This is a genomic window from Clostridium sp. YIM B02500 (genome assembly GCF_022324665.1).
Lineage (GTDB): Bacteria > Bacillota > Clostridia > Clostridiales > Clostridiaceae > Clostridium > Clostridium beijerinckii.
In genome coordinates this window covers 80,888-105,339 of record NZ_JAKGTE010000009.1, presented here as the reverse complement: position 1 = coordinate 105,339, position 24,452 = coordinate 80,888, and the positions used below count along the sequence as shown (strand labels likewise).

The 24,452-nt window shown below is 31.8% G+C and carries 20 protein-coding genes, 3 pseudogenes and 1 riboswitch; of the genes and pseudogenes, 8 read left to right on the top strand and 15 right to left on the bottom strand.

The genetic code is table 11. The features are described from left to right. Window positions 1–205 precede the first annotated feature (205 nt). The 3 genes and pseudogenes from L1S46_RS09815 to L1S46_RS09805 form a co-directional block, all read right to left on the bottom strand. The gene (locus tag L1S46_RS09815; protein ID WP_023975124.1) at window positions 206–877 is read right to left on the bottom strand and encodes a VTT domain-containing protein; all 672 of its coding nucleotides are present in this window, start codon (window positions 875–877) and stop codon (window positions 206–208) included. Beyond that, window positions 874–1,898, bottom strand: a pseudogene (locus tag L1S46_RS09810) (DUF2156 domain-containing protein). The gene L1S46_RS09815 and the pseudogene L1S46_RS09810 overlap by 4 nt, the downstream one beginning before the upstream one ends. Before the next feature lie 219 nt (window positions 1,899–2,117). Continuing rightward, window positions 2,118–2,366 (bottom strand): nucleotidyltransferase domain-containing protein, encoded by a 249-nt coding sequence (locus L1S46_RS09805; RefSeq protein WP_343217249.1) that lies wholly within the window; start codon window positions 2,364–2,366, stop codon window positions 2,118–2,120. 384 nt (window positions 2,367–2,750) lie between these two features. On the opposite strand from L1S46_RS09805, the pseudogene L1S46_RS09800 reads away from it, so the two are divergent. Next, a pseudogene (locus L1S46_RS09800) lies at window positions 2,751–3,002 on the top strand (NimC/NimA family protein); the annotation flags it as partial. Window positions 3,003–3,325: 323 nt separating this feature from the next. On the opposite strand, the gene L1S46_RS09795 reads toward L1S46_RS09800, so the two are convergent. Beyond that, window positions 3,326–4,771 (bottom strand): MDR family MFS transporter, encoded by a 1,446-nt coding sequence (locus L1S46_RS09795; protein ID WP_023975129.1) that lies wholly within the window; start codon window positions 4,769–4,771, stop codon window positions 3,326–3,328. A 689-nt stretch (window positions 4,772–5,460) separates the two neighbouring features. After that, a riboswitch (Fluoride riboswitch) is annotated at window positions 5,461–5,520 on the top strand. Window positions 5,521–5,654: 134 nt separating this feature from the next. Between L1S46_RS09795 and L1S46_RS26525 the strand changes: the two are divergent. After that, a pseudogene (locus L1S46_RS26525) lies at window positions 5,655–6,965 on the top strand (voltage-gated chloride channel family protein); the annotation flags it as partial. Window positions 6,966–7,889: 924 nt separating this feature from the next. Here the strand turns inward: L1S46_RS26525 and L1S46_RS09785 are convergent. Further along, window positions 7,890–8,525 carry a DUF190 domain-containing protein gene (locus tag L1S46_RS09785; protein WP_087703274.1) on the bottom strand — a complete coding sequence of 212 codons (636 nt, stop codon included), beginning with the start codon at window positions 8,523–8,525 and terminating at the stop codon, window positions 7,890–7,892. Window positions 8,526–8,911: 386 nt separating this feature from the next. Here L1S46_RS09785 and L1S46_RS09780 point away from each other — a divergent pair, with 386 nt between their 5' ends. Both L1S46_RS09780 and L1S46_RS09775 read left to right on the top strand, forming a co-directional pair. After that, the gene (locus L1S46_RS09780) at window positions 8,912–9,484 is read left to right on the top strand and encodes a sigma-70 family RNA polymerase sigma factor (protein WP_039773461.1); all 573 of its coding nucleotides are present in this window, start codon (window positions 8,912–8,914) and stop codon (window positions 9,482–9,484) included. 325 nt (window positions 9,485–9,809) lie between these two features. Beyond that, window positions 9,810–9,995, top strand: a complete 186-nt coding sequence (locus L1S46_RS09775; RefSeq protein WP_077306551.1) for a YvrJ family protein — start codon at window positions 9,810–9,812, stop codon at window positions 9,993–9,995. On the opposite strand, the gene L1S46_RS09770 is transcribed toward L1S46_RS09775, so the two are convergent. The 6 genes from L1S46_RS09770 to L1S46_RS09745 form a co-directional block, all read right to left on the bottom strand. Continuing rightward, a complete protein-coding gene (locus L1S46_RS09770; protein ID WP_105412431.1) occupies window positions 9,992–10,561 on the bottom strand; it encodes a dihydrofolate reductase family protein in 570 nt (189 codons plus the stop codon). The genes L1S46_RS09775 and L1S46_RS09770 overlap by 4 nt on opposite strands. Window positions 10,562–10,698: 137 nt before the next feature. Continuing rightward, window positions 10,699–12,399 carry a methyl-accepting chemotaxis protein gene (locus tag L1S46_RS09765; protein WP_238899857.1) on the bottom strand — a complete coding sequence of 567 codons (1,701 nt, stop codon included), beginning with the start codon at window positions 12,397–12,399 and terminating at the stop codon, window positions 10,699–10,701. Between the two features lie 375 nt (window positions 12,400–12,774). After that, window positions 12,775–13,983: an L-serine ammonia-lyase, iron-sulfur-dependent, subunit alpha gene (locus L1S46_RS09760; RefSeq protein WP_238899856.1), complete on the bottom strand. Its 1,209-nt coding sequence runs from the start codon at window positions 13,981–13,983 to the stop codon at window positions 12,775–12,777. A 140-nt stretch (window positions 13,984–14,123) separates the two neighbouring features. Further along, complete coding sequence (locus tag L1S46_RS09755) at window positions 14,124–14,960, bottom strand: enoyl-CoA hydratase/isomerase family protein (RefSeq protein WP_012058455.1); 837 nt, start codon at window positions 14,958–14,960, stop codon at window positions 14,124–14,126. A gap of 142 nt (window positions 14,961–15,102) precedes the next feature. Then, window positions 15,103–15,729 (bottom strand): enoyl-CoA hydratase/isomerase family protein, encoded by a 627-nt coding sequence (locus L1S46_RS09750; RefSeq protein ID WP_238899903.1) that lies wholly within the window; start codon window positions 15,727–15,729, stop codon window positions 15,103–15,105. Window positions 15,730–15,964: 235 nt separating this feature from the next. Beyond that, window positions 15,965–17,188 (bottom strand): M20 family metallopeptidase, encoded by a 1,224-nt coding sequence (locus L1S46_RS09745; protein ID WP_039773520.1) that lies wholly within the window; start codon window positions 17,186–17,188, stop codon window positions 15,965–15,967. 386 nt (window positions 17,189–17,574) lie between these two features. Between L1S46_RS09745 and L1S46_RS09740 the strand changes: the two genes are divergently transcribed. After that, entirely contained in the window at window positions 17,575–18,735 is a 1,161-nt protein-coding gene (locus L1S46_RS09740; protein ID WP_238899855.1) for a transcriptional regulator, read from the top strand. Window positions 18,736–18,792: 57 nt separating this feature from the next. On the opposite strand, the gene L1S46_RS09735 is transcribed toward L1S46_RS09740, so the two are convergent. Further along, window positions 18,793–19,617, bottom strand: coding sequence for a TrmB family transcriptional regulator (locus L1S46_RS09735; RefSeq protein ID WP_105412428.1), 825 nt, complete (start codon window positions 19,615–19,617; stop codon window positions 18,793–18,795). 142 nt (window positions 19,618–19,759) lie between these two features. Here L1S46_RS09735 and L1S46_RS09730 point away from each other — a divergent pair, with 142 nt between their 5' ends. Continuing rightward, on the top strand, window positions 19,760–20,677 hold the full coding sequence (locus L1S46_RS09730) for an EamA family transporter (protein WP_105412427.1): 918 nt from the start codon (window positions 19,760–19,762) through the stop codon (window positions 20,675–20,677). Between the two features lie 139 nt (window positions 20,678–20,816). Here L1S46_RS09730 and L1S46_RS09725 read toward each other — a convergent pair whose 3' ends face one another. After that, complete coding sequence (locus L1S46_RS09725; protein WP_012058449.1) at window positions 20,817–21,023, bottom strand: alpha/beta-type small acid-soluble spore protein; 207 nt, start codon at window positions 21,021–21,023, stop codon at window positions 20,817–20,819. Between the two features lie 301 nt (window positions 21,024–21,324). Here L1S46_RS09725 and L1S46_RS09720 point away from each other — a divergent pair, with 301 nt between their 5' ends. Both L1S46_RS09720 and L1S46_RS09715 read left to right on the top strand, forming a co-directional pair. Then, entirely contained in the window at window positions 21,325–21,549 is a 225-nt protein-coding gene (locus L1S46_RS09720) for a DUF1659 domain-containing protein (RefSeq protein ID WP_009168792.1), read from the top strand. 83 nt (window positions 21,550–21,632) lie between these two features. Continuing rightward, window positions 21,633–21,851 (top strand): DUF2922 domain-containing protein, encoded by a 219-nt coding sequence (locus L1S46_RS09715; protein ID WP_236898374.1) that lies wholly within the window; start codon window positions 21,633–21,635, stop codon window positions 21,849–21,851. Window positions 21,852–22,198: 347 nt separating this feature from the next. On the opposite strand, the gene L1S46_RS09710 is transcribed toward L1S46_RS09715, so the two are convergent. Both L1S46_RS09710 and L1S46_RS09705 read right to left on the bottom strand, forming a co-directional pair. After that, window positions 22,199–22,801: an undecaprenyl-diphosphatase gene (locus L1S46_RS09710; RefSeq protein ID WP_238899854.1), complete on the bottom strand. Its 603-nt coding sequence runs from the start codon at window positions 22,799–22,801 to the stop codon at window positions 22,199–22,201. 256 nt (window positions 22,802–23,057) lie between these two features. After that, a complete protein-coding gene (locus L1S46_RS09705; RefSeq protein WP_238859115.1) occupies window positions 23,058–24,452 on the bottom strand; it encodes an ATP-binding protein in 1,395 nt (464 codons plus the stop codon).

Genomic DNA, 24,452 nt, shown 5'->3' with positions numbered 1-24,452 from the left:
CTAAATCAAACATGTAACATATGTTAAACTATTATTTTCATATCATTTCAAAAATATAGAAGTAGTCAAATCACTTTAATTCTACTGCTCACTTTTAGTGGATATTACTAAGTTTAATAAAACTGTTTCAAATACTATTAATTTAAATGAAAATTTATAAAGTAAAACGAACTATTTGAGTTAATTTATTTACAAATAGTTCATTTCACTTTACAGTAATATCATGTTCACTGGTGTCTCCTCTACTTAACCTTTTTTTCATATGTGGTATTAAAACTGGTAAAATAGAAAGCAAAACTACACCTATTAACACTAAACTAAAATTATCTTTAACTATTGAAATATTACCAAAAAAATATCCGCCACAAACATATACTAGTATCCATGGTACAGATCCAATTATATCTAGTAGTATAAATTTAGGATATGCCATTTTCGCCATTCCTGCAACCAATGGGACAAATGTACGAACTAAAGGTATAAGTCTAGAAAGTATAACTGCTTTATTCCCATTTTTATTGTAGAATTCTTGAGATTTTATTATGTACTTTTTACTTAAAATATAATCTTTTTCACAATTTAAAATTCTATTTCCAACTTTAAGTCCGATTAGATAACTTACGGTATCACCTATAATCGAGGCAAATATAATAGCAAACGTTACTATAAAAATGTTAGTCATTCCTGCTGAAGCTAAACTACCTAGTACAAATAGTAAAGATTCTTCTGGAAGAATCAAGGCCATAAAGAGTCCTGTTTCTAAAAAAATTACTATAAATAAAAGTATATAGAACCATACTCCAAGCATGTTTACAATTTCATATATATTCTTGTCCAAATTCGTTATAATATTAATAAATTCAAATAAATAGTTCATATTAAATTTTCTCTCTTAAAATTATATTCAATCTTAATAATTTTTTTCCATAGTCCTTCTAATACACTCTTTAGAATCCTGTTGCCATTTTTGGCCGTGATTATAACATATCCTAGTTTCAGTATTGATATACTTTTGTCATAAGCAATATATCGTTCAGCCCAGTTAGTTGGGGAAAATTTTTTCTTATAATCATATAGTTTTTTAAATTCATAATCACATTTTACATTTATATATATATAATTCATACATTTTTCAAGTAAAGTAGCTTTTTCATTTTTGGAATCTATTCCAACTAGAGGAGCAATTCCAAGGCTTATAACTTCTACACCTTCCTCTTTCATTTTCATGGCAGATGTAATAATTGCATGTTCCATAGCACCAGGAACAGAGTCAAGCCTTCTTCTCATAACATCCAACAAATAGCCTTTCCTCTTATTATAAGGCGAAAACATAAGAATAGCTTGAACGTCATTTGATTCATCTAAAGAAATAAAGTATCTTCTATCTATTGGATTATTAAGATGCATTTCGCCAACAGAGAAAGACAATTGTCCTTTTTTAGCCTTAAACCATTGAGTCGATACTTCATGAATTTTACTTTCTAAATCCATATCTCTACTATTTCTTGGTGTATATTCTATTACCTTTAATCCTGCCTTTTCTGCTCGTTTAACTTTTTGACGTAATTTTAAGGTTTTTTTACCTGTCATTTCATAATCATTTAATTCAATTACTGCTTCTTCACCATATTTAGAAACAGCAAAGTCTAAGTTTTCAAGAATATCTCTTGTTTCTTTTGTTATTGAAGAAAAACAAAGTTTAATTTTATTTTTTTACAATATTCCATAAATTCAAGAATAAATCCCCTTTTTTCATTACTGATACATATAGGATCACCTATACAAAGAGCTACCTTTTTTACTACCACATATGCAATAAATCCTTCTATTTTTTCAGATATGAAAACTTTTTTACACTTTTCAAAAGATAGATAATTTAATGAATCTTTTCCGTGCATCTTAGCTAAATATTCTACATATCTGTTATTATTATAAAAAACTTTTGATTGAGCCATATTACCATATAAATCTCCCATATATTAATTCACCTCGTAAGAATATTATGTCTTACTTATATATATCGAATTAGAGTTCTCTATCTTAAATAAATCTGATGTTAATATTGGAAAAGCATTGCTTTAATATTATAATTAGTTTCCAAAATTTATTGTGTACCTTTAAATTGATACAAATTTTAAATCAACATGCAGTAATTCTGGCCCGCACAAGCATATTAAAAGTCGTGGTTCTCCAACATGTTCTCCTGTGAATGCTGATAATAATGTACCTAAACTTTCTGCTATTTTAATTCTCTCATTCATTACTTCCTCATAGTATATAGAATCTACTGCAATTATAAAATCAATATCTGAATATTCGTCCATTTCATTTGTAATATATGATCCTCCTGTTGCAACTCCTACAATTCTAAAGTCATCTCATAAAAGTTTTATTGAATTATCTATAAAACTTTTATGATTTATTGGTATCATATCAACCATCTCCTTATAAAATAGCAAACATTTTAAATAATTTTTTCTACATTGTGGACCTGTCATCACATTTCAATAAACCTTCTTATATACTTGTGATGGCAAGTCCAAGGCGCCCTTTTCTTTATGCGCATGTATTACTTCTATATAAATTATGTAATAAACTTAGCAGAACCTCTCCAAAATCTTTAAAATAAGCTATATTCCATATGTCTTCTATAGTTTATGGGATTTAAGTCACAGCCTTTAATCCAGTCACTACACTTAAACTAGCATCTGAAGAAAGTGTCAATGTAATACTAGGGCGAAGCTTCCTAGTGTTACGTGCAAATGTTACAAAACCCAAAGGTTGAAATCTCTACTATGAACAAAAAAGGTCAATGGATTCGTGTTGCTGGAGAAGTTGCAAATGATGATAGACGTGAAGTAAAGGAATTTGCACTAGAAGCATATCCATCTTTAAAACGCATGTACAGTCTTGATGACGGGATTTTTGCTGTTTTATACTTCACTAAAGGAACAGCTTCTATTTATTCTATCAACGGCGAAACTGAAACATTTTCACTATAATGTATAATTAGAAAATTCAACTATCAGATACATAAAAAAGTAAGTGTCGCAAAATGATTGAATTTTAATCATTTTGCGACACTCCCTTAATACTAAATTATATTAATATTGAGAAATTATATTTTATTTACTATATAGTTCTTCGTGTCAATAGCAAATGACAATACATTTTTCAATTCATATATCGCTTTCTTTCATCTAAGTGACTTAAATGACATACTATAACCGTATATTTGATTCCTTACAGACTATATACACGAATAAACAACTATTATATTACAGTATTGATGTAGTATTAAACCGACTATCGGCTTTTTTTGGACTTATCTCGTTGTGCATCTTACTTGTTCTTTATCTTTGGCTTGTGATATATTTCTCCCAAAGAAAAAAGATAAAATTAATCCCACAAATGCAAATCCACAAACTACCAATGTTGCAGTTGAAAATCCTGTTGCTATTGCAACTTCATTGGTTGCATGGTGCACTTCTAATGCATTAATTTGAGCTGCTGACATTATTCCAATAAAAAGTGATGACCCTATAGCAGCAGAAACTTGTTGAAGCGTATTTACTATTGCTACTCCATGAGGATAATATTCTTTTGGCAATTGATTCAACCCATGAGTTTGAGAAGGAGACATAAATAGTCCAATTCCCACGCTCATGCATATATAGATTATTACTAGGTGCACTAATGATGTATCACTTTTAGATAAAGATATTGAAAATACAAATACAGTTACTATTCCTGTTCCTAATGGTATTAAAAACTTTACACCAAATTTATCGTAAATTTTTCCTCCTACAGGTGCTGCTAGTCCAGCACAAATTACAGCTGGTAATAATGCTAACCCTGCTACAGAACTTGTTTTTCCAAGAGATCCTTCCATATACATTGGTAACATTATACTCATAGTAAAAGTAACCATCATTGCTATCATTACTAAAATTGTTCCCATTACAAATTTGGGATATTTAAACGGAGATAAATTTAGCATTGGTTCTTTTAAAGCATTTTGTCGTTTTATAAATAATATCAAACAAATAATACCTATTATAAAGCTTATTAAAGTTATCCTAATATTCCCTTCACTTATACTGCTTATAGCATATATTATTGTTCCGACTCCAATTGTCGATAGAATAATGGATAGGTAATCCATCTTAGGCTTAGTTAATTCTCCTACATTAACTAAGAATAGTGTTCCTATAATCATAAGTATGGCTACAATTGGTATTAACATTATAAATAATGCATGCCAGCTAAAATATTGTAATATAATTCCTGATACTGTTGGGCCAAATGCAGGGCCTAATAAAATTGCTGGTACACATATTGCCATTGATATTCCTAGTTTTTCTTTTGGTGCTACTAATAATATGGTATTCATCATAATTGGTATTATCATTCCTGTACCTGATGATTGTATCATTCTTGAAATTAATAACATAGCAAAAGAATTTGAAAATGCCGCACATATTGTTCCAATAAGCAATAATCCCATTGCACTTAAAAATAATTTTCTTGTTTTAAATGACTGAATAAGAAAAGCTGTAACAGGTACCATTACCGCTGCTACTGTCATATAAGCTGTAACAAGCCATTGAACAGTTCCAGCAGATACATTCATGTCTTTCATAATTGCAGATAATGCAACATTAAGTATAGTTTCATTAAAAGTTGCCACAAAGGCACTTGCTACTAATATAGCAATAATACTTATAAAATTTATTCCTTGATTACTTTCTAACTTATATTTTTTATTCATAGTTCCCTCCATAAATTAGACCGATCTAAATAATTGATCACATAAAAATGTAACACTAATAATTATGTTAAAATTTAACTCAGTCTTATTGATTCATTATTAGCTTTATTTGTTCTCCAATTTTCCTTAGGTATTCACCATTCTTCTTACTCAAACTAATCAAAATAGCGCATTCTGCCATAGATTAAATAGCCATAGCCGTTGATTTTGATTTATTTATCTCAATTTTCGAATCTATTGTAATCACTCCTTTTACATTACTTATTTTTTCAAATACAATACTTGCTTCGTAATTGTAGCAATGTTTCATTAGCTTTCGTAAGCAAAATTTGTTCTAAATATTAAAAAACTTTTTTTATTAATATATGTTCTCGATTACATTAAAGTTTTTGCTCAATTATACTTAATGAATTATTGGTGATACAATGATTTGTTTAAAAACTTTATTTAAAAGAAACCATTACATATTCGTTTCAACTTCCCATTATAGACATAATTGAAGTTTCATTTATCTTTCAAATTACTATCAATACTTAAACCATTTAGATTTAAGTTTACCTTAGCTTCTTTTCAATGATTATAGATATATGCAATGATACCGTTTAGTAACAAAACTAGCTTAACCTATTTTAAATTCTTAGCATCTATACAATTTGTTCAATTAAATTAATTATGATAACATTACTAATATATTTTTAGGTGATGGAGTTCGCCTTTAACTGCGTAATGCTAATGACTCCTACAAAATAGCGGTAATCCGCTTTTTTGTAGGAGTCATTTTTAGTTTTCCAAGTAAGGCAACTTTGGACTTGTTATTTATTTTCACGTACCTAAATGCAGTAATATTTACAATTATAACTATAATAAGAAAAGGAGAAATATAATGCAGAAAAGTAATTCAAAAACTTTAAAAACTATTTTATTTATTAGAAACTTAAACATGAGTACTATCCTTGGCCTCTCATTTTTAAAATGGATTGTAATTAGCACAATTGTAGGATCCCTGATAGGATCTGCTGCTGCTTTCTTTTTAAAAAGTTTGGATATTGCTACTACTTTGAGAAATGATAATCCTTGGTTATTATTCCTTTTACCAATCGGTGGTGCCTTTGTGAGTTTCTTATACTCTAAATATGGAAAAAACTCATCCAAAGGTAATAATTTGATTATAGATAAAATTAACACAAGTGAAGATCATATTCCTTTGCGTATGGCACCTTTAGTCTTTCTTGGAACTTTTATAACTCACTTGTTTGGTGGCTCTGCAGGAAGAGAAGGTACTGGTGTACAAATTGGTTCAAGCATAGCAGAAGCCATTGGAAATCTATTAAAATTAGATAAAGTAGATACTAAAATTATTTTAATGTGTGGTATAAGCAGCGGGTTTGGTTCTGTGTTTGGTACCCCACTTGCTGGTACTATATTTGGACTTGAAATAGCTGCTCTTGGAACTATGAATTATGCTGGACTAATCCCTTGTTTTATTTCAGCTTTTGTAGGAAATCTTATGACAGAAATATGTGGAATTCACCATACTCATTACAGCATTTTAGATGTTCCTGATATTACATATGGAGTGATATTAAAAATTGTAATTGCTGCAATTTTATTTGGATTAATTAGTAAAGTATTTAGTGAACTAACTCATAAATTAAAAGAAGTTTTTACTTCTGGTTTTGAAAATACATCTATTAAAAGCTTTATTGGTGGATTTATAATAATTGCATTTACTTATATAATAGGAACACGCGATTATCTTGGTCTAAGTATTCCATTAATTGGTGATTCATTCACTGGTCATGTTAACCCTTTTGCATTTATACTTAAAATTATATTTACTTCTTTTACTTTAGGTACAGGCTTTCAAGGTGGTGAAGTTACTCCCCTTTTTGTAATAGGTTCAACTTTCGGTAATACTTTATCAAGTATACTTAATATTTCACCATCATTTTTAGCAGCCTTAGGTCTTATTGGAGTATTTGCAGGAGCTACAAATGCACCTATAACATCTTTTGTTTTAGGTCTTGAAATGTTTGGCTCAGCAGGTATTGAATTTATGTTTATGACTTGCGCTATAAGTTATTTATTCTCTGGGCATTCAGGTATTTATACCTCTCAAAAGATTGGTATAAGTAAAAGTAGATTAATTAAAGTCCCTCAAGAATCCACTCTTGCTTACTACAGAAAAAAGAAAAGTGGAGAGAAAAAACCTAAAGATAATCAAGTTCTTGCGGGTCAATTTAAATTTGGAATTTCAAGTATAGAATTGCCTAGTATAGAAGGACTAAATATTTATAAGATTAAATGCAGCAGAAAAGGTATTAGACTAGTGCATCGCTCATTTAATCCCGATGGTGGTACATGGTCAGCAAATCCAATTAAAGGTCAGCTAAAATATGTTCAATTAAAAAATGATACCGAAGAAATTCATGCTATTAATATAACTGAATCTTATGGACAAAAAGATAAACTATTTTTAGTAAACACTAATCTATTTGGGAGTATTGAGGTCTCATATACAGTTCAAAAACATCATGATAAACATAGTTATGAGTATAATAATATAGGAAAAGATGAATTTGATGATTATGATAATGAAGCTAAACAAGTTACATTACAAAATCAATTTAAACTCATGAAATCTAGTGTTGAACTTCCAAACCCTAAGGGAGAAAATATTTATAAAATTTCTGTTAAAGGTGGTAAGGTAAGACTAAACCACAATTCATTTAATCCGGATGGATGTACATGGTCAGCTCCTCCAAGCGGCGATCAAGAACAACATATAGATTTATATGAAGGTGAGCATACAATAAAATTATCCATTAAAGAACATTTCGGACGAAAAGATAAACTCACTTTGGTTAATACTAATTTTAAAAATAACGTTGATATAAACTATAGTGTTAATAAAATATCTGATGATTACAGTTTAGAAAATCTCAGCTAATTAAATAGTATTATTTATAAAATAAATAGAAATATAAAAACTCAAGTATTTATGAAAATAAATTGCTTGAGTTTTTAATATAATCTATATTCTACAATAACCTTACATAATGATGTAGCTAAAATAACTCCTCCTAAGTTCAAGAAAATATTTAGATTAATGGTTTTATTATTTATTCATAATTAAATCTATTGGAGTTGCAAATACAGCACCATCCTCAACTAAATTTTTGAGTTCATTTAACAAATCATTTAAATTTTCACATGGAACAATACATTCTATTACAATAGGCATTTTTTCACTAAATGAAAATATTTTTTGTTTATGAATAACTCTATCTTTACCATATCCAACAAGTCCTTTAGTTACAGTAGCCCAAATAACTTTCTTTTTTTGAAAAAACCTCAAAACCTTTTCATATTCTTCTTTTTTAAACCACGAATTATCTTCCTTTGTGTAAATTTTAACTACACAATATTTGTTTGATCCCATATTTTTTTCCTCCATTCCTCTAACGACGCTAACTTGTCCATGTGGAATATTGTTAATAAGATCCTGCCTAGCTCTTTCTATTTTATTATTATCAGCAACTGTTTCTATAATGATCGCTAAATCATTAAATTGTATATCTTCGATTGCTACAGAATGCATTATACTTTTATGATCAAGACTTAATTCACCGCGCCTAATTGTAACTCCTGGGAAACCTTTTTTCCATAAAAATTCTTTTATCCAGTTATAAGTTTTTCCTGTCTTAGGATTAAATTCACATTCCCCTACTACTATCCTTAGTAAGCTTTTCATTTTATCACTTCCCCCTTAACACTTAATTTTTAAAACTTTTCAACTAGTATCAAAACTTAATACCTCCTTACTATATTAAGTTATGTTTTAAAAATCTATTTTCTATTGGAATAATAAAATAATTGTCTATTGCTTTACATGATATATATTTATTGTGAAAATCCATCAAGAACAAAAAGACCACCACTATAACTTTATTATAGTAGAAGTCATCAGTCCCAAAAGAGATGTTTAAAGAAAAATTTTTTCTCAATATTACTTTTCTATATAAGTTATATGTAACTTAACCATATATACTATATGTAGAGGTAATTTTAACACAGAACACAATATATGTAAAATAATTACTTTTATTCATAACTCTTATATTGAAGATGGAGGTTTATATGGATTTTGATTATGTTGAAACTTTAGTTACCAGATGTAAGAATAATGATGAAGATGCAAAAGAAAAATTAGCTTATGAATTTAGGCCTTTGATTTATAGCATTTCTAAAAGGACTTTCATTGATAGGTATAATTTTCACGATATTATACAGGAATGTTACCATTCACTTTTTAAATCTGTTTCCAAGTACAATTTAGAAAAGCATAGATTCGTTGCCTATGCTACTAATGCCATTAAAAATAATATGAATGATCTAATAAAAAGAACTAGAACCAGAAGATCTACTGAAGGTAGTGATGCATTAAGCTTACATGATGATGTAGAAAATAATTTTCCAGAACTTGAGATCTCAACTGAAACTTCATTATGTGAGATGTGCGACTATGAGGATTTAAAATTAGCCCTTGAGAATTTAAATAAAGAGGAAGTTGAACTTATAGATTTTGTATTCTACAAAAATTACACTGTAAAGGAATATGCCTATTTTAAAAATATGTGCTACTCTACTGCTATTCAAAAAAAGAAAAACATTTTAATGAAAATCCTTAATAATATTTCATTGTATTATTAAGCATAAAAGTCTAACAGCTCTAAGGTTAATCCTTAGAGCTGTTATCTTTATTATAATACCAATATTTCATTTACCTATTCAAAACTAAAATCATTTACGATCTCTGTAGTTTTCTCCACATAATCTTCAATAACTTGATCTATTCTATCGCAAATGCATTTTAGGCTACATCCCTGGCATTTAGCTAAAATTCTTGCAATATTTTTAGAATTATCATGAAGAATTATTTATGCAATGTATATATTTTAGTTTTATGTACTATTTGTTTTCTAACGTGAAATAATACGTTTTATATCATATATCCCTTATAGGAGGTGATGGATTTATGGAAGTAAATGAGTTAATTAACCTTATTGTTAATAATGGCTTTCCAGTAGCGGTATCTGCCTATTTGCTAATTCGTTTAGAGAAACAAATTGTTAGCTTATCAAGCTCAATCAATAAATTAAATACCATAATATCCGCTAAGCTTGGAGTAGCTATTGATACAGAGATTTCTGTTAAAAATTAATTACCATTCCAATGATAGATTAATTGTACAACGCCAGAAGAGAACGTTCTGGTGTTGACCATTTTTAAATTCAATCTCTGTTTTATATCACTAAACAACGGTTTTCCTTCTCCCAAAATAACAGGGTGAATAGATAATCTAAATTCATCAACAAGCCCTAAATTTATAAAGGTTGTAATGAGACTTGCACCTCCATATAGCCAAATGTCTTTACCTGGCTTATTCTTCAATTTATTTACTTCTTCAAGAATATTTTCATTTATAAATATTGCTTGATTATTAGTAGCTATTTGTGTTCTGGAAAACACGTATTTCTCTTTACTATGAATTAATTTCCAAACTTCTTTTTCATCATCTGAATCTTCATCTTGTGGAATATATTGTCCCCATAAATCGTAACTCTTTCTACCATATAAAATAGTGTCAATTTCATTTAAGAAATTAGTGAATCCCATATCAGCGTCCATAATGCACCAATCAACTTCTCCGTTTTTCCCTTCAATAAAGCCATCTAAAGTAGTTGCTAAATCTAAAATTATTCTTCTCTCTTTTACGTTATTTGACATAACTCTTCCTCCTTCTTATATTCATCCTTGAAAACTTTAATTATGACACAACAATTTACTATCAAGAAATGTTTTTAAAAACCGCCTAAATTCATTTGTTTTTTCTTTATGCACTTATTTCTTTTTAATAATCATAGCTATACCTTAAAATTATTAACCATATTAACTAGCTTATTAGTGCTTACATTAACTTCATTAATTAATTCAACGACATTTCCTGAACTTTCAGATATAGTATTCATATTTTCTGCAATATTATTAGTTCCATCAGCTAATTCAGTATTTGAATCATTTATTTGTTTTACTGCATCCGCAACTCTAAGCATAGAATCCATAATACTGTTAGATTTATTGCTAAATTCTGTTGTCATATCATAAACCATAGCTGCATCCTTACTATACTGCTCTCCTGTTTTAACAATCATCTCATAATCATTTATCACATCAACATTAATAAATTTTATCATATCTTGAGAAGTAGAAACTAAGTTGTCTACTATTCCCATAACGATATTACTAATATTACTTATTTCTGATACAGTTTTTTTAGAATCTTCTGCAAGATTTCTAATTTCTTCTGCTACTACTGAAAAACCTTTGCCTGCTTCACCTGCTCTTTGAGCCTCTATTGATGCATTTAATGCTAATAAATTTGTTTGAGAGGCAATTTCTAAAATAGCTTCTGATAAGGCCTTTATCTTTTCTACTTCTTTAGCTTTTTCAATAGCTTCTAATAATTTACTTTGAGTTTGTAAATTAATCTTTTGAGCATTCTCCATAGAATTAACAGCTTTATTTTTAAGTTCATTAGCTCTCTCATTTATAAGCTTCGAATTCTCAGCTTCACTTTTTGCCTTTTGTGCAATTCCCATCATATCTGAGTTAATTAAATATGTAGTATTACCCATTTCTTCTGTTGACGCTGCTGTCTCCTCCATACCACTTGATAATTCTTCTGTTGTAGTATAAACATTTTCGATTAATCCAGATAACTTACCTATATTTTCATTAGTTTTTTCAACTTTATTTTCAACATTTCTTGATTCATTAATAACGACATTGATAATCTGCCTAAAAGACTCCTGCATTAAATTAAAACTTTTTGCCATTTCACCAATCTCATCATTGCTATGAAAATCAATCCTTTGAGTTAAATCTCCGCCATTATTAGACATTTCATTAAGTTTTGAAAGCATAGTAGTTATTGGTGTAACAATATTTTTAGATATATATCTCCAAGTTATAACAAATATTACTACCAATGCTAGAACAGATATTCCCATTAAAATTATTGTATTTCTTATATCATTTTCTATACTACTTATAGATATTTCAATGTTTTTTGCTGCTGCTTCGTTAAATTTATCAACTTCCTCATTAATCTTTTCTGAAGTAGAATCAAATTCTTCCATAGATAAATTTCCTTTTTCAGGCCCACCGTCTATGTAAGCTTGCGCCATTTTCTTTCCTGTTTCATAATAAGGTTCAAAACTTTTTTGTATATTATCTAATTCACTTGCACTTTCTGGATTTTTTTCTTTAAGATCACTCAAAACACTTTCTAGATCCTTAGCAAATTTTTCTGCATCATCAAAACCATCATCAAAGCCTTTTGCGCCTCTTGTCGCGCTAATATCTGTAAGGAATTGCTGGACTTGTACAACATCTAATTTTAGTTCATCAGCTTTAGTGCTTGTATAAAAATATTTATTATTCATTTCCCGTACCTTTTTTAAATTATTACTTGTAGAGTTAAATTGTATTGCCATAAACACAATAAAAAACAAACTTATTGATATTAATGGCAACAATACTTTTAGCTTTATCCCTTTTATCATTAAAATCATTCCCCTTATAACTTATTTAAACAAAAAATTATACGCTTATTTATAGTTTATAACTTTCGCCAAAATATTTCATCTATTATCTTAATTTTTTATAAATTTACCTAATTATATCATAAACTTATTTTTACTAATCCAAACTTTTTCCATTAATATCATTAATTTTTACAAAATACCAAGATAGTCAAAAAAAGAATGATCTACTAGGGTGTAATAGACCATTCTGAATACTTGTTAATATTTATTTAATAAGTAGGGGTAAATAATGTTTAACTACTTTATATTTATATAATACTTAAGATTTGTGACAGCAATTTAGCATATACTCTAAGGAAGAATACCAGTAAAGGAGGACGCTTATGTCTGAGTTTAGCTGTCTATTTTGTAGAGTTTGGCGAGCCCACCATCTGCTGTTTCACGGTAATCGCTGCTCATATCCAGGCCAGTTTCATACATGGTCTGTACAACCAGATCAAAAGATATCTTACGAGTGTTTGACAAGAAATTTGCTAGGTTCATCGCATTTATCGCCCTCATCGCAGCCACGGCGTTCCGCTCGATGCAAGGGATCTGAACAAGTCCGCAAATCGGATCACAGGTCAACCCCAAATGGTGCTCCAAAGCGACCTCAGCTGCATACTCAATCTGGTCGATACCCATTCCAAACAGCTCTGAAAGAGCTGCCGATGCCATGGAGCAAGCACTACCAACTTCCCCTTGACAGCCACATTTAGCACCGCTGATGGATGCATTCTGCTTGATTAAGTTTCCAATTAAACCTCCAACTGCCAGAGCCCTGATGATCTGTTCGTCCGTGACATGTTTCTTCTCTTGCATATAACGAAGCACTGCCGGCACCACACCGCTGGCGCCGCAGGTTGGTGCCGTTACAATTGTACCACCGGCGGCATTCTGCTCGCTGACGGCGAAAGCATAAGCACAGACAATCCTGTTTTCCCGCGTCTCTAGGCTCTCATCAATATGCCGCTGGTTATAAAGAAATTGCGCCTTTCGTTCTACGTTGAGACCGCCTTCTAGAACACCTGTGGATGTAAGCCCTTCGTTAATCGAATGCTTCATAGCATCCCAGATTTCATAGAGAAAATCCCAAATCTTTTTGCCTTCGCACTGCTCTATGTACTCGCTTAGGCTGATGTTGTTTGCTTTACAGAGACTGCTGATTTCCTCAAAGGTATTTTCCTTATATATATCCGGTGCCAACATCTCCTCACGCCCATCGATAACTATATCCCCGCCACCGACACTTACAACACGCATGGATGTTGTTTGCCGCCCATCTTTGTAAGCTAAAAAATCAATGGTATTTGGATGAGGCAGAATAAAATCTACGTGGGTAATAAATTCAATCTCAGTTGGAACTGGTGACAGTGCCTTAATAATAGCCTTGTCAGTCATATGACCCTTGCCCGTTTTTGCAAGGGAACCATAAATCAACACCTTGAAGAGTTCTGCGCCCTCATTTTCTGCTTTAAAGATTCTAGCGGCTTTTTCTGGCCCCATTGTATGGGAACTGGACGGCCCACTGCCAATCTTATATAATTCTATCAATGATTTCATATCGCCCTTATCTCCTTTCTCTGTGCTGTTTGAAGATCAAAAGACCTTCCTTCCCCTTGACCAATATATTCATCTAATTATAGGCTAGTTCGTCGAATCGGACAAAACGAGTAATTACCAAATCCTTTTAACGAAATGGACTATCTTTCATTCCCCTGAAAACGTCCCTTGATTTTTACTAATCTCTCAAGCACACCCTCTTCATCAATGGACATGTCGTACAATTGGCGAGTAAGTTGGAAACCTTGATCACTGACTAAGGCTTTTTTCCAAGGACGGGATAAAATTGAATGAGTAAGATGTCTCGCAGAGCGAGGTGCCTGCATTATCATTTCTGCGAGTTCCCATGCACGTGGAAGAAGCTTTTCACGTGGCAGTACTTCACTAACCATACCGAGGTTCAATGCCTCTTGAGCATTAATATTCATGCCCGTGTATGCGTAAAATGCCGCTCTCTTAATCCCTAGTAAATTTTGAAGTGTTAAAACGATTCCATCTCCAGGAGGTATACCACCAAGATAATGTGCATCGAAAAATTCTGTTCCTTCAGCACAAATTGTAATATCGCAAAACGTTCCCAGTTGCCAGTGCGATCCTGTGCCATTGATCGCCCCAATTGTTGGAATGTCAATGCAATATATCATATTTTCAATCATTCTCAAGGATTCATGATACATTTCCAGCTTACGGTTCCTCGGCCAATCCATAAATTTTGTTTTCCAGACTTCTGGATTTCCTATTTGCCACAAATCCCCTGTCCCCGTAAGAATCATCACCTCGTTTTCAGGGTCACGTCCAATATCTGACCATACATTACCATATGCGGTTTGGCCCGGCCAGTCAAATTGAAATGGTCCCCCATTAGTATGAAAACGTACTTCGATTATGCCGTTACGGCGGGTCATTATGAAAAAGTCTTTGTACTTCTCTGAGTATTCTTCGAACCTTGTAGGCCCCACCATACATCTATCAGACATTTCGATTCCTCCTTAGCAAAAATGCCAGTATTTCTTAAAAAACTTAACAAAGGGGCCGTTTGCCTTTAGTTTTATACTTAAAAGCATATAGCCCCTCTGTCACTATTTCTTTACTTCCAATATCAATTTAATGCTATTGTCCTTATTTGCCCATTAAGCGTCCTTTCATCTTTGTCAATCTTTCATGAACACCTTCTTCATCAATGGCCATGTCGTACATTTGATGAGTAAGTTGGAACCCTTGATCACTTACTAAGGCTTTTTTCCAAGGACGTGATAAAATTGAATGAGTAAGATGTCTCGCTGAACGAGGTGCTTGCATTATCATCTCTGCAAGTTCCCAAGCACGTGGAAGAAGCTTTTCGCGTGGTAACACTTCACTGACTATACCAAGCTCTAATGCAGTTTGACCATTAATATTCTTACCAGTGTATGCGTAGTATGCTGCTTTCTTAAAACCAATCATGTTCTGCAATGTAAGAATCATTCCATCGCCAGGAGGTGTTCCGCCAATAAAATGTGGATCAAAAAAGTCCGCGTCTTCTGTACAAATTGTAATATCGCAAAGAGATGCAATTTCACAGTGAGTTCCAGGTCCATTTATCGCCCCGATTGTAGGGATGTCAATGCAGAATATCATATTTTCAAGTAGTCTTAGTGATTCATGATATTGTTCAAGTTTCTTTTGCTTAGGCCAATCCATAAATTTTGTGTTCCAGACATCTGGGTTTCCTACTACCCATTTATCCCCTGTTCCAGAAATAATCATTACCTCGTTTTCAGGGTCACGGCCAATATCTGACCATGCATGAGACCATGCGGTATGGGCTTCCCAATTATGTTCATATGATCCTCCGTTAGTGTGCAATCTTACTTCAATTATTCCATCACGACGGGTCATTGATAAAAACTCTTTGTACTTCTCTGAGTACTCTTCAAATTTTGTTGGTCCAATCATACGGTTTTCTGACATTTTAATTCCTCCTAATTTTGTTTTAATATTATTAATTATTTTCAAGCCAATCTCTGGCAAAAGCCGCATAAACAGCAGCACCTTTTTTAAGCACATCATCCGAGAATATCGCCTTTGGATGGTGCATAGGGTAACTATAGCCTTCTTTAGCATTGCCTGCATTAATAAACACCGAGATACTTGGCACCTCTTGCGTTACAAATGAGAAGTCTTCAGATCCCATTAATTTACCACCGGGTGTTAGTTGTGATAGATAAATATAGGAATCTGCACCAAAAGCGTTTGCTATAGTGGTTCTCATTTGACGGCTAAGCTCGCTGTCATTTTTTATTTCAGGACAGCCCCTGGTATAAATCACCTCTGCCTTTGCATTAAATGTTTCCGCAATACCTGTGGAAATTTCCCGGATACGGGTTTCGATTTTTTCTCTCAATACAGAATCAAAAGTACGTACGCTGCCTTTAATCCTGGCAGTATTGGGAATCACGTTGTTTGTAGTTCCGCCTTCCATGACTCCAACCGTAAGAACTGCACTATCAGTTGGCGAAATTTCATGGCTTATGATACCCTGTAGCGCCAGATGAAGATGCGCAATTACATTTAATGGATCTACTGCGGCATTAGGCATTGCTCCATGTGCACCCTTTCCTCTGATGATGACTTCGAACCAGTCTGAAGAAGCTGAACTCGCTCCTCCAGTCTCAGGCGTAATAAATAACCCAATGGGAAACGGAATTCCTGTCATTACATGTAGCATCATTGCCGCATCCACTTTAGGATTTTCGAGGATTCCATTTTCAATCATCATCTTGGCACCATGCAAGGTTTCTTCGCCCGGCTGAAACATAAGTTTGACCGTTCCTAAAAGCTGCCCTTCATTTGCCTTTAGTATCTCTGCAGCTCCTAGCAGCATTGAAGTATGCATGTCGTGACCGCATGCATGCATGTTTCCGTTGGATGATGCAAAAGGAAGGTCCGTTTCTTCTTTAATTGGCAGCGCATCCATATCTGCACGAATAAGAATCACCTTCCCAGGGCGTTGTCCGCCGATGGTTACCATTAAGCCTGATTCTCCCACGGGAGTTGGCTTAAGGCCAATCGACTCCAACGCCTCTTTTACATAAGCAGTTGTCCTAGGTAAACTTAAATCAAGTTCCGGAATCGAATGAAGATGATGTCTGTACATGACCAATTTTTCTTGTAACTGATTGGCCATATTCAAAAATTCTTCAGTTTTTTCAGCCAAAATTAACACCTCCTTAAAAATAGATTTTATTAGTGAACAACAAATCAAAAAATCAAAATTTGCTCACTTTTTATTTTAAGACATTTTAAGAACACTTTTATTGTACTTTAAGAACAAAAAGTTGTCAATAATAAAATAAGACATTTTAAGAACATATTTTTTTCCAACTACTGGTATCGTTGAAATATCATGTTTTTTATGTTATAATTCATGTCATTAATTGTTTATGAAAGGAATTTGCCATGAAAATCATACTTGGTATAATCACGACGGAATCTTATATAGACTATTTCCGTGACATTGAAGAAGAATTGCAGTCGGTATGTAAGTTTCGGATTCTTACAATCAGTAATTTTAGGGAAACAAAAGACGTATATCTAAAAAACTTAGATTCGGTGGACGGATTTGTTATCAGCGGCAGGCTTCTTTACGAGTCAATAGATAAGGAATGTTTAGATACGAAAGTACCTACGCACATTTTGCAGGATAATGAAACCCTTCTATACAGAGAGTTATTTAGGCTGCTGCTTACTGAACCGGGGCTTGACATATCAAGAATTTATGTGGATTTTGCATATATTATCGATTCTTTCAGTGAATTCCAAAAGTACCTTACTCATCAGGGAAAGCCTATTGACAGCGACAATCTGTTCGAAAGAGTGGAAACAATGCTTGAAAACCATATAACACTGTGGGAAGAAAATAAAATAGACTTGTCCATTACGGCATTCAGCCATTTTGTTCCAGAACTTAAAAAACACGGGGTAAGGTATATCTTAATACGCCCCACTTTGGAAAACGTTAAAGAGACCATAAAAGGAATCATCAACGAAATTATTATCCTCAAGCTAAAGAGCAGGAGTGCCGTTGTGGCATGCTTATCGATTGAAACGGTGCACCCACAGTCCGAAGAGCAACTTCATGAGCTGAAAGTGCTAGCCGGCAGATTTCTGCGTAGCATGAATCTTCCAGACACGGCCCAAGTTTCGGAAGGCTTTGTTAAATTGTACACTACCTACGGAAATTTTACGAAAATCACCTCTAACGCGCAGAACTGTGCACTGTTGAAATATTTGGAGGAGCATGCAAGCGACAAAGTAATAATCGGATGGGGCTCGGGGCATGAATATTATCAGGCTAACGAAAACGCCATCAGAGCTCACCGACAGGCCAATGCATTTACGGGCAGCTGCAGCTTTTTTATAAATGAGGATCAGAAGGTCATCGGACCAATGCAGAACATGAATGTTATACAGTTTTGTGAAAAGGCCGATCCAGCAATCATGGCATTGGCCAAAAGCATCGGAATAAATAACATTAATCTGCAGAAAATCATGTATTATGCAGAAATTATGAGAACAAACAAACTATCCTCTGAGGATGTCGCCCAATGCCTATCCATCACCGTCAGAGGAGCAAACCGTATTCTTAACAAAATCGAAGAAAAGGAATATGCGAGAACTGTATTTGAAAAAAGAGACAGCGGCAAAGGAAGGCCCCAAAAGTACTATGAGCTACTGTTTCTCGACAGCGAGGGAAACCTCTTAGAAGGATAACCACGTTCTTTGTGGTTATCCTTTTTATAAATAAACTATTATGATTTCATAGATTAATTATACATAATGTTTTTTTAAATCCTGGTATATAGAAAATTTCTTACGAAGTTCAATAAGATTTTTGCCAAAACTTTCTTCTAATAATTCTCTATGCTTCTCCATGATTTCCATAATATACAGATCATGAATCATTACTTCTGTTATAGGCATAACCAATCCTTGATGCATTGTCCATGCTGCCCTGCTATCTTTACCGAGTGATACAATACCAGCTACAACTTCTGAATTATCAGCACTAGCTACAAGCCAGCGTCCTCCGTATTCATCGGTAATTTCTGTACTCATATCATGTGGGTAAACATTTGCAAAATCAGCTATTATTTCTCCATAAGCAATGATTGTTACTACTACTCCTTTATCAGCTGCCTTTTTTAATTCAGCTTTCAATTCTTTGAATTCCTCTTTCCAAAGTTCAATCAGAATTCTATGTTTTGCTGAGAGGATGCATTCTTTTACTTTATCAAGTATTTCGTCATGACCAGTTATATTCCAGATATTCTCACGATTCTTTGCAGATTGATTATATTGTTCTAAAGATTTTTCTGCAAGTTTAAAACTCTCTTCAGCTTTTACCCTGCGATTTTTAATAAGTTCTTTTGCTGGAATTGGAACGTACTGTTGTGTATTTCCATGGCTAATTAAAATATCTCCACGCATAGCAAGACTATCTAAAACCTCATATATTTTTGAACGTGGCACACCTGAATTTTTTGCTACTGCATAGCCTGTTAATGGTGATTCTTCTAATAATGTAAGGTATGCTTTTGCTTCATATTCTGTAAAATTTAAATTTTTTAATACTTCTAAAATGTTATCTTCCATAAATCCTCCAATAATATTAGTCGCTACTTTAGTAACTAATATTATAACCAAATCTATTGACACAATCAACTAAAACTGATATCGTAATTACAAGTAGTTACGCAAGTAGTCACTAATATAAAAAAGGGGGATATATATTTCTATGTTAAAGGCCAAATCATTATTAGATAATCAAAAAACAAATATACAAAATGGAACTTTATCTTACTATTACTTGGCTAGTACTGGGGCTGTTGTATTATGGAGTGCATCTTTTATCGCAACAAAATTAGCTTATGAAACTTTTGCTCCTATTCAACTCGCTGCAGTTAGAACTCTTTTTGCTGTGCTTCTCTTTTGGTTCATGAGGAAAATCACATCAAATAATGAACAAATACAAAAGGAAGATCGTATCCGTATCGCATTAAGTGGATTTTTGGGGATTACACTTTATTTTGCAATAGAAAACATTGGGGTTAGTATGACATCTTCTTCAAATTCTGCTTTGATAGTAGCTTCTTTTCCTGCTGTTACAACACTACTAGAATTTTTTATTTATCATTCAAAACCAAATGTAAAAAAGGTACTTGGAATTATACTCGCTATCATTGGTGTTGCAGTTTTAACTCAAATTAATGTAGATGGAAATTCTAAATCTATGTTAGGAAATATAATTCTAATAGGAGCCGGAGTTGTATGGGCATTCTACAACTTTATTACAAGAGATTTGACAAATAAATATTCTGCAATGACGTTAACATATTATCAAATGCTAGCAGGCTTCATCTTCTTTTTGCCATTTGTCATCATCGAGGGTAAAACATGGAGAATGCCTACCATGACTTCAGCAAGCGCATTGATCTATCTAAGTGTAGGTTGCTCTATTGTTGCATTTCTATTATATAATTTAGGACTCAGAAAACTCTCTGCTAGTATTTCAGTGTCTCTTATGAATCTAGTTCCTGTTTTAGGTTTGATATTTTCAATATTAATCTTACATGAAAGTGTATCTACCGTACAAATATTAGGAGGAATTATTGTCATCATAGGTGTTATATTAAGTTCTATTCAGAAAGGATAAAATTAAAATGTATAATGAAGTTAATATTTATTTAGTAAATCTATTTAAATTCTTTAACAAACAAAGTCTATAAAATATACCTAGATCTAGCCATAGGATATAAATGCACCAAAAACAGATTTGGTGCATTCACTATTATTTAAAGCTCTTGTTCATAGCTTTCTATCATTCTTTTCACCATTTCTCCACCAATTCTACCATTGTCTCTTGAAGAAAGGTTCCCTTTATCAATGTTTTCATAATCACTTAATCCAATTTCTGAAGCTGCTTCAGTTTTTAATCTTTGCAATCCTTGTTTTGCTTCTGGTACTAAAGTTGTATTTCTTCCACTACTACTTGATGCCATATTATTATTCCTCCTTTTGACTATATTTCTTTACAGAAATATATTAACCATAATTTCAAGCTATAGCCTTCAAAAATAATAACAAAAATAGAATTTATTTATTACTCTACCTATGCAAGGTTGATTTTTCTTGAAAAATTATAAACTAAAACATTCACTTTTCATATTCATCCTTTTAATACCTTTAACCTGTTTTAGTTCTTTTCTTAAATAAGAAAACAAATAATTTTCATCTATTTATGTAATGACTAAAATTTATACATATATCCTTTATGAAAACAAAATAAAGGAGGTTAAAACTATGGCTGTAACTAAAACTATTGACTCTGTTTCTCTCAGTATTGAAGTTCAAAAAGCTCTAGACAAAGCAGGCGATCCAATTTATACAAAAAAGACTTTTTCAGGTATAAAAACGGATGCTACACCTGATAATGTTTATGCTGTTGCAGATGCAATCAAAGGTGTTATGGAAGCTAATACTAGAGATTACTTCATTAATGAATCTTCTAGCTTAGCAAATGCTTAGGATCTTATTCTAAAAAAATATTGCAGGAAACTCGACTCACATTCGTCCGCTGAGTTCTCTACTTAAGATTGGAGGTAAATTAAATGGAATATTCTTTATCTATGACTTTTTTAACTGTAGCTGGTGAAAAAAGTACTTTAAGTGTTTCTGGTGTTAAACCTACTCTTACAAAAGATGAGGTTAACGCGCTTATGGACACTGTAATTTCTAAAAATGTTTTCAAGACTAATTCTGGTGATTTAGTTAAGAAATCTGGTGCTCAAGTTACTCAAAGACAAGTTACCAAATTTGAGGTAGCTTAGTATTTTAATAAAAATGGAGGTTTTTCCGATTGCAAGAGTCTGTCAAGACTTTTGTATAAACTTCAAAAAGTAATATGTTTATTTTATAAGGTTGGAGGTAAAATAAAACTTCCGACCTTAATTTTGTATTTATTCAATATTATTACATTATATATGTATAGATTGAGTAATTTAAGTTCATGTATTTTTAAAACAAAACTTCGTCTAAACTACCTTCGAAGAAGATTGATTATTGAGATAATTCTAATTCTATTAATTCTTTTTTATCTAAAAAGTATTGATACATTTCATCATCATCAGCTAAAATGCTGACAATATTTTATACTTCCCTTTATTAAAATTAGGATTTAATTTGCACTTTTAGGTTGAAATAATTTACCGTGTAACTTTCCTAATCTTTCTGTTATTTTCTTCTCAGCTAGTTCATATAAATTGTCAATCTTACATCTTAATTTCAAGTTATAAATATAATTTACTGCGAAAACAATTATATACGCACCTACTACATCCATAGGATAATGGTTTCCAACATAAACTCTTGAAAAACCAACAATTAATGATAATATAGTTAAAATTGTACTAAGTATCTCATTATATTTTGCAAGTCCCAAAGCTATACTCATTGTTCCTGTAGCATGATCACTAGGAAATGATGCATCTGTAACATGTGGTACTAATAAATTTACTTTATTGTGTACAAAAGGTCTGTCCACATAGTATATACTCCCAATTATAAAACTTAAAGTTAAATTAATTACTGTAATAACAAAAGCACTAAAAACAGCTTTTCTGCTATTAGAATTCTTTTTCATGATTCCTATGATAAATACTATTGCAGCAACTGCCATAAATATGTAAGGGACATCTTTTGAAAAGAAAATCATTATCTTATCTAAAATTGTATTTTTATTTGCTAGATTGTTTATCATTGTAAAAAGTTCCATATTCATTTTTATCTGTCCTTCCTGCAATATATTTTAACAAAGCAATTGATTCTTTACTGCATACTAAGCGTAAAGCATTACCAGCTAATACATCTGTTTGGTAATGTGCATATAAGTATAATCTTGAAAATGCCCTTAACTATATTGCTTTGTCATTATGAACCCAGAAGATTAAAATTAGATTAAAAACTTCTTAGAATCATCTTAAAAATAATAAAGATGAAAGAATAAACTTCTTCCATCTTATTATTTACTATATAGATTAATTTTCTCGATATAATATAACAATTACCCTTGTACCCTTCCCCTCTTCACTTTCTACATCTATAGTCCCTTTATGCATATCAACAATTCGTTTAGCTATGGACAATCCTATCCCTGAGCCAGCACTTTCTTTAGACCTTGATTTATCTACAATATAAAATCTCTCAAAAATATTGTTAATTTCATCTTTAGGTATTCCTATACCAGTATCGTTAACAGTTATTTTTACAAACTCTTTATGTACTTCTGAATCAATCTTTATTTTTCCACCTTTCGGAGTAAATTTAATACTATTACTAACAAATATTCTGAGCATCTGCTTTATCATTCCGTAATCTGCAGTAATTTCTCCAATATCATTCCTATCACTTAATATTTCATGATCTTTTTCTATTACATTACTTTCATCAATTACTTCTTCAATTAATTTATTAATGGAAATCTCCTTTTTCTCCATTACTTGTGTTCCACTATCACCCTTTGCTAAAAACAGTAGACTTTCAACCAAACTTGCCATGCTATTAGCTTCTAATTTAATTGCGTATATTGATTTTTCTAATGCTTCCTTATCATTTTTCCCCCATCTATCTAATAAATTAGCATATCCTTGTATGACCGCAATTGGGGTTCTAAGTTCATGAGAAGCGTCTGACACAAATTGTATTTGTCTATTAAAAGAATCTTGAAGCCTATCTATCATCTTATTGAAGGTAGATGCAAGTCTTTTTAGTTCATCGTCTGGACCTGTTATATTTATTCTTTCTTTTAAATTATTAATACTTATATTTTCAGCTGTTTTAGTTATGTAATTAATTGGTTTAAGCATTTTTTTACTTACTATGTATCCAACTATAATAGAGGCAATAACACCTATAGAATCTGCAATTGCCATAAGTCCAAATACCATTATCATAAAATAATGTTCACTTTTCATATCTTTTACTATTTGAAAATATATAATTCCATATTCTTGGCTGTTATATTCAACAGTTTTATATCTTAAATGCCTACCTTTATCTTCTAGACGTTTTACTTTATCTCCTAAATATTTTATGTTGTTATTGAGTTCATCAACATCAAATGGGAAATCTTCTGAAGCATTTATTAATTCTCCATCTTCTTTTAATATCCTTACATATATACTATCTGTAGAAGAAATATTAGCCAAAACTTCTTTGTTCAATAAATCTAACTGCTGATTTGAGGAGTCAAGCATATTTGATATCATGCCCTTAGTATCTTCTATATCATTATCTGCTTCACGATATAAATAATGTTCCATTCCAAATAAAACCGCTGCATTTATCGAAATTAAAATTAATGAAAACATAAAAGCGTAAATTATAGTTAACTTTATTGAAATCCTTGCATTACTAAGAATTCCAAAATTCAC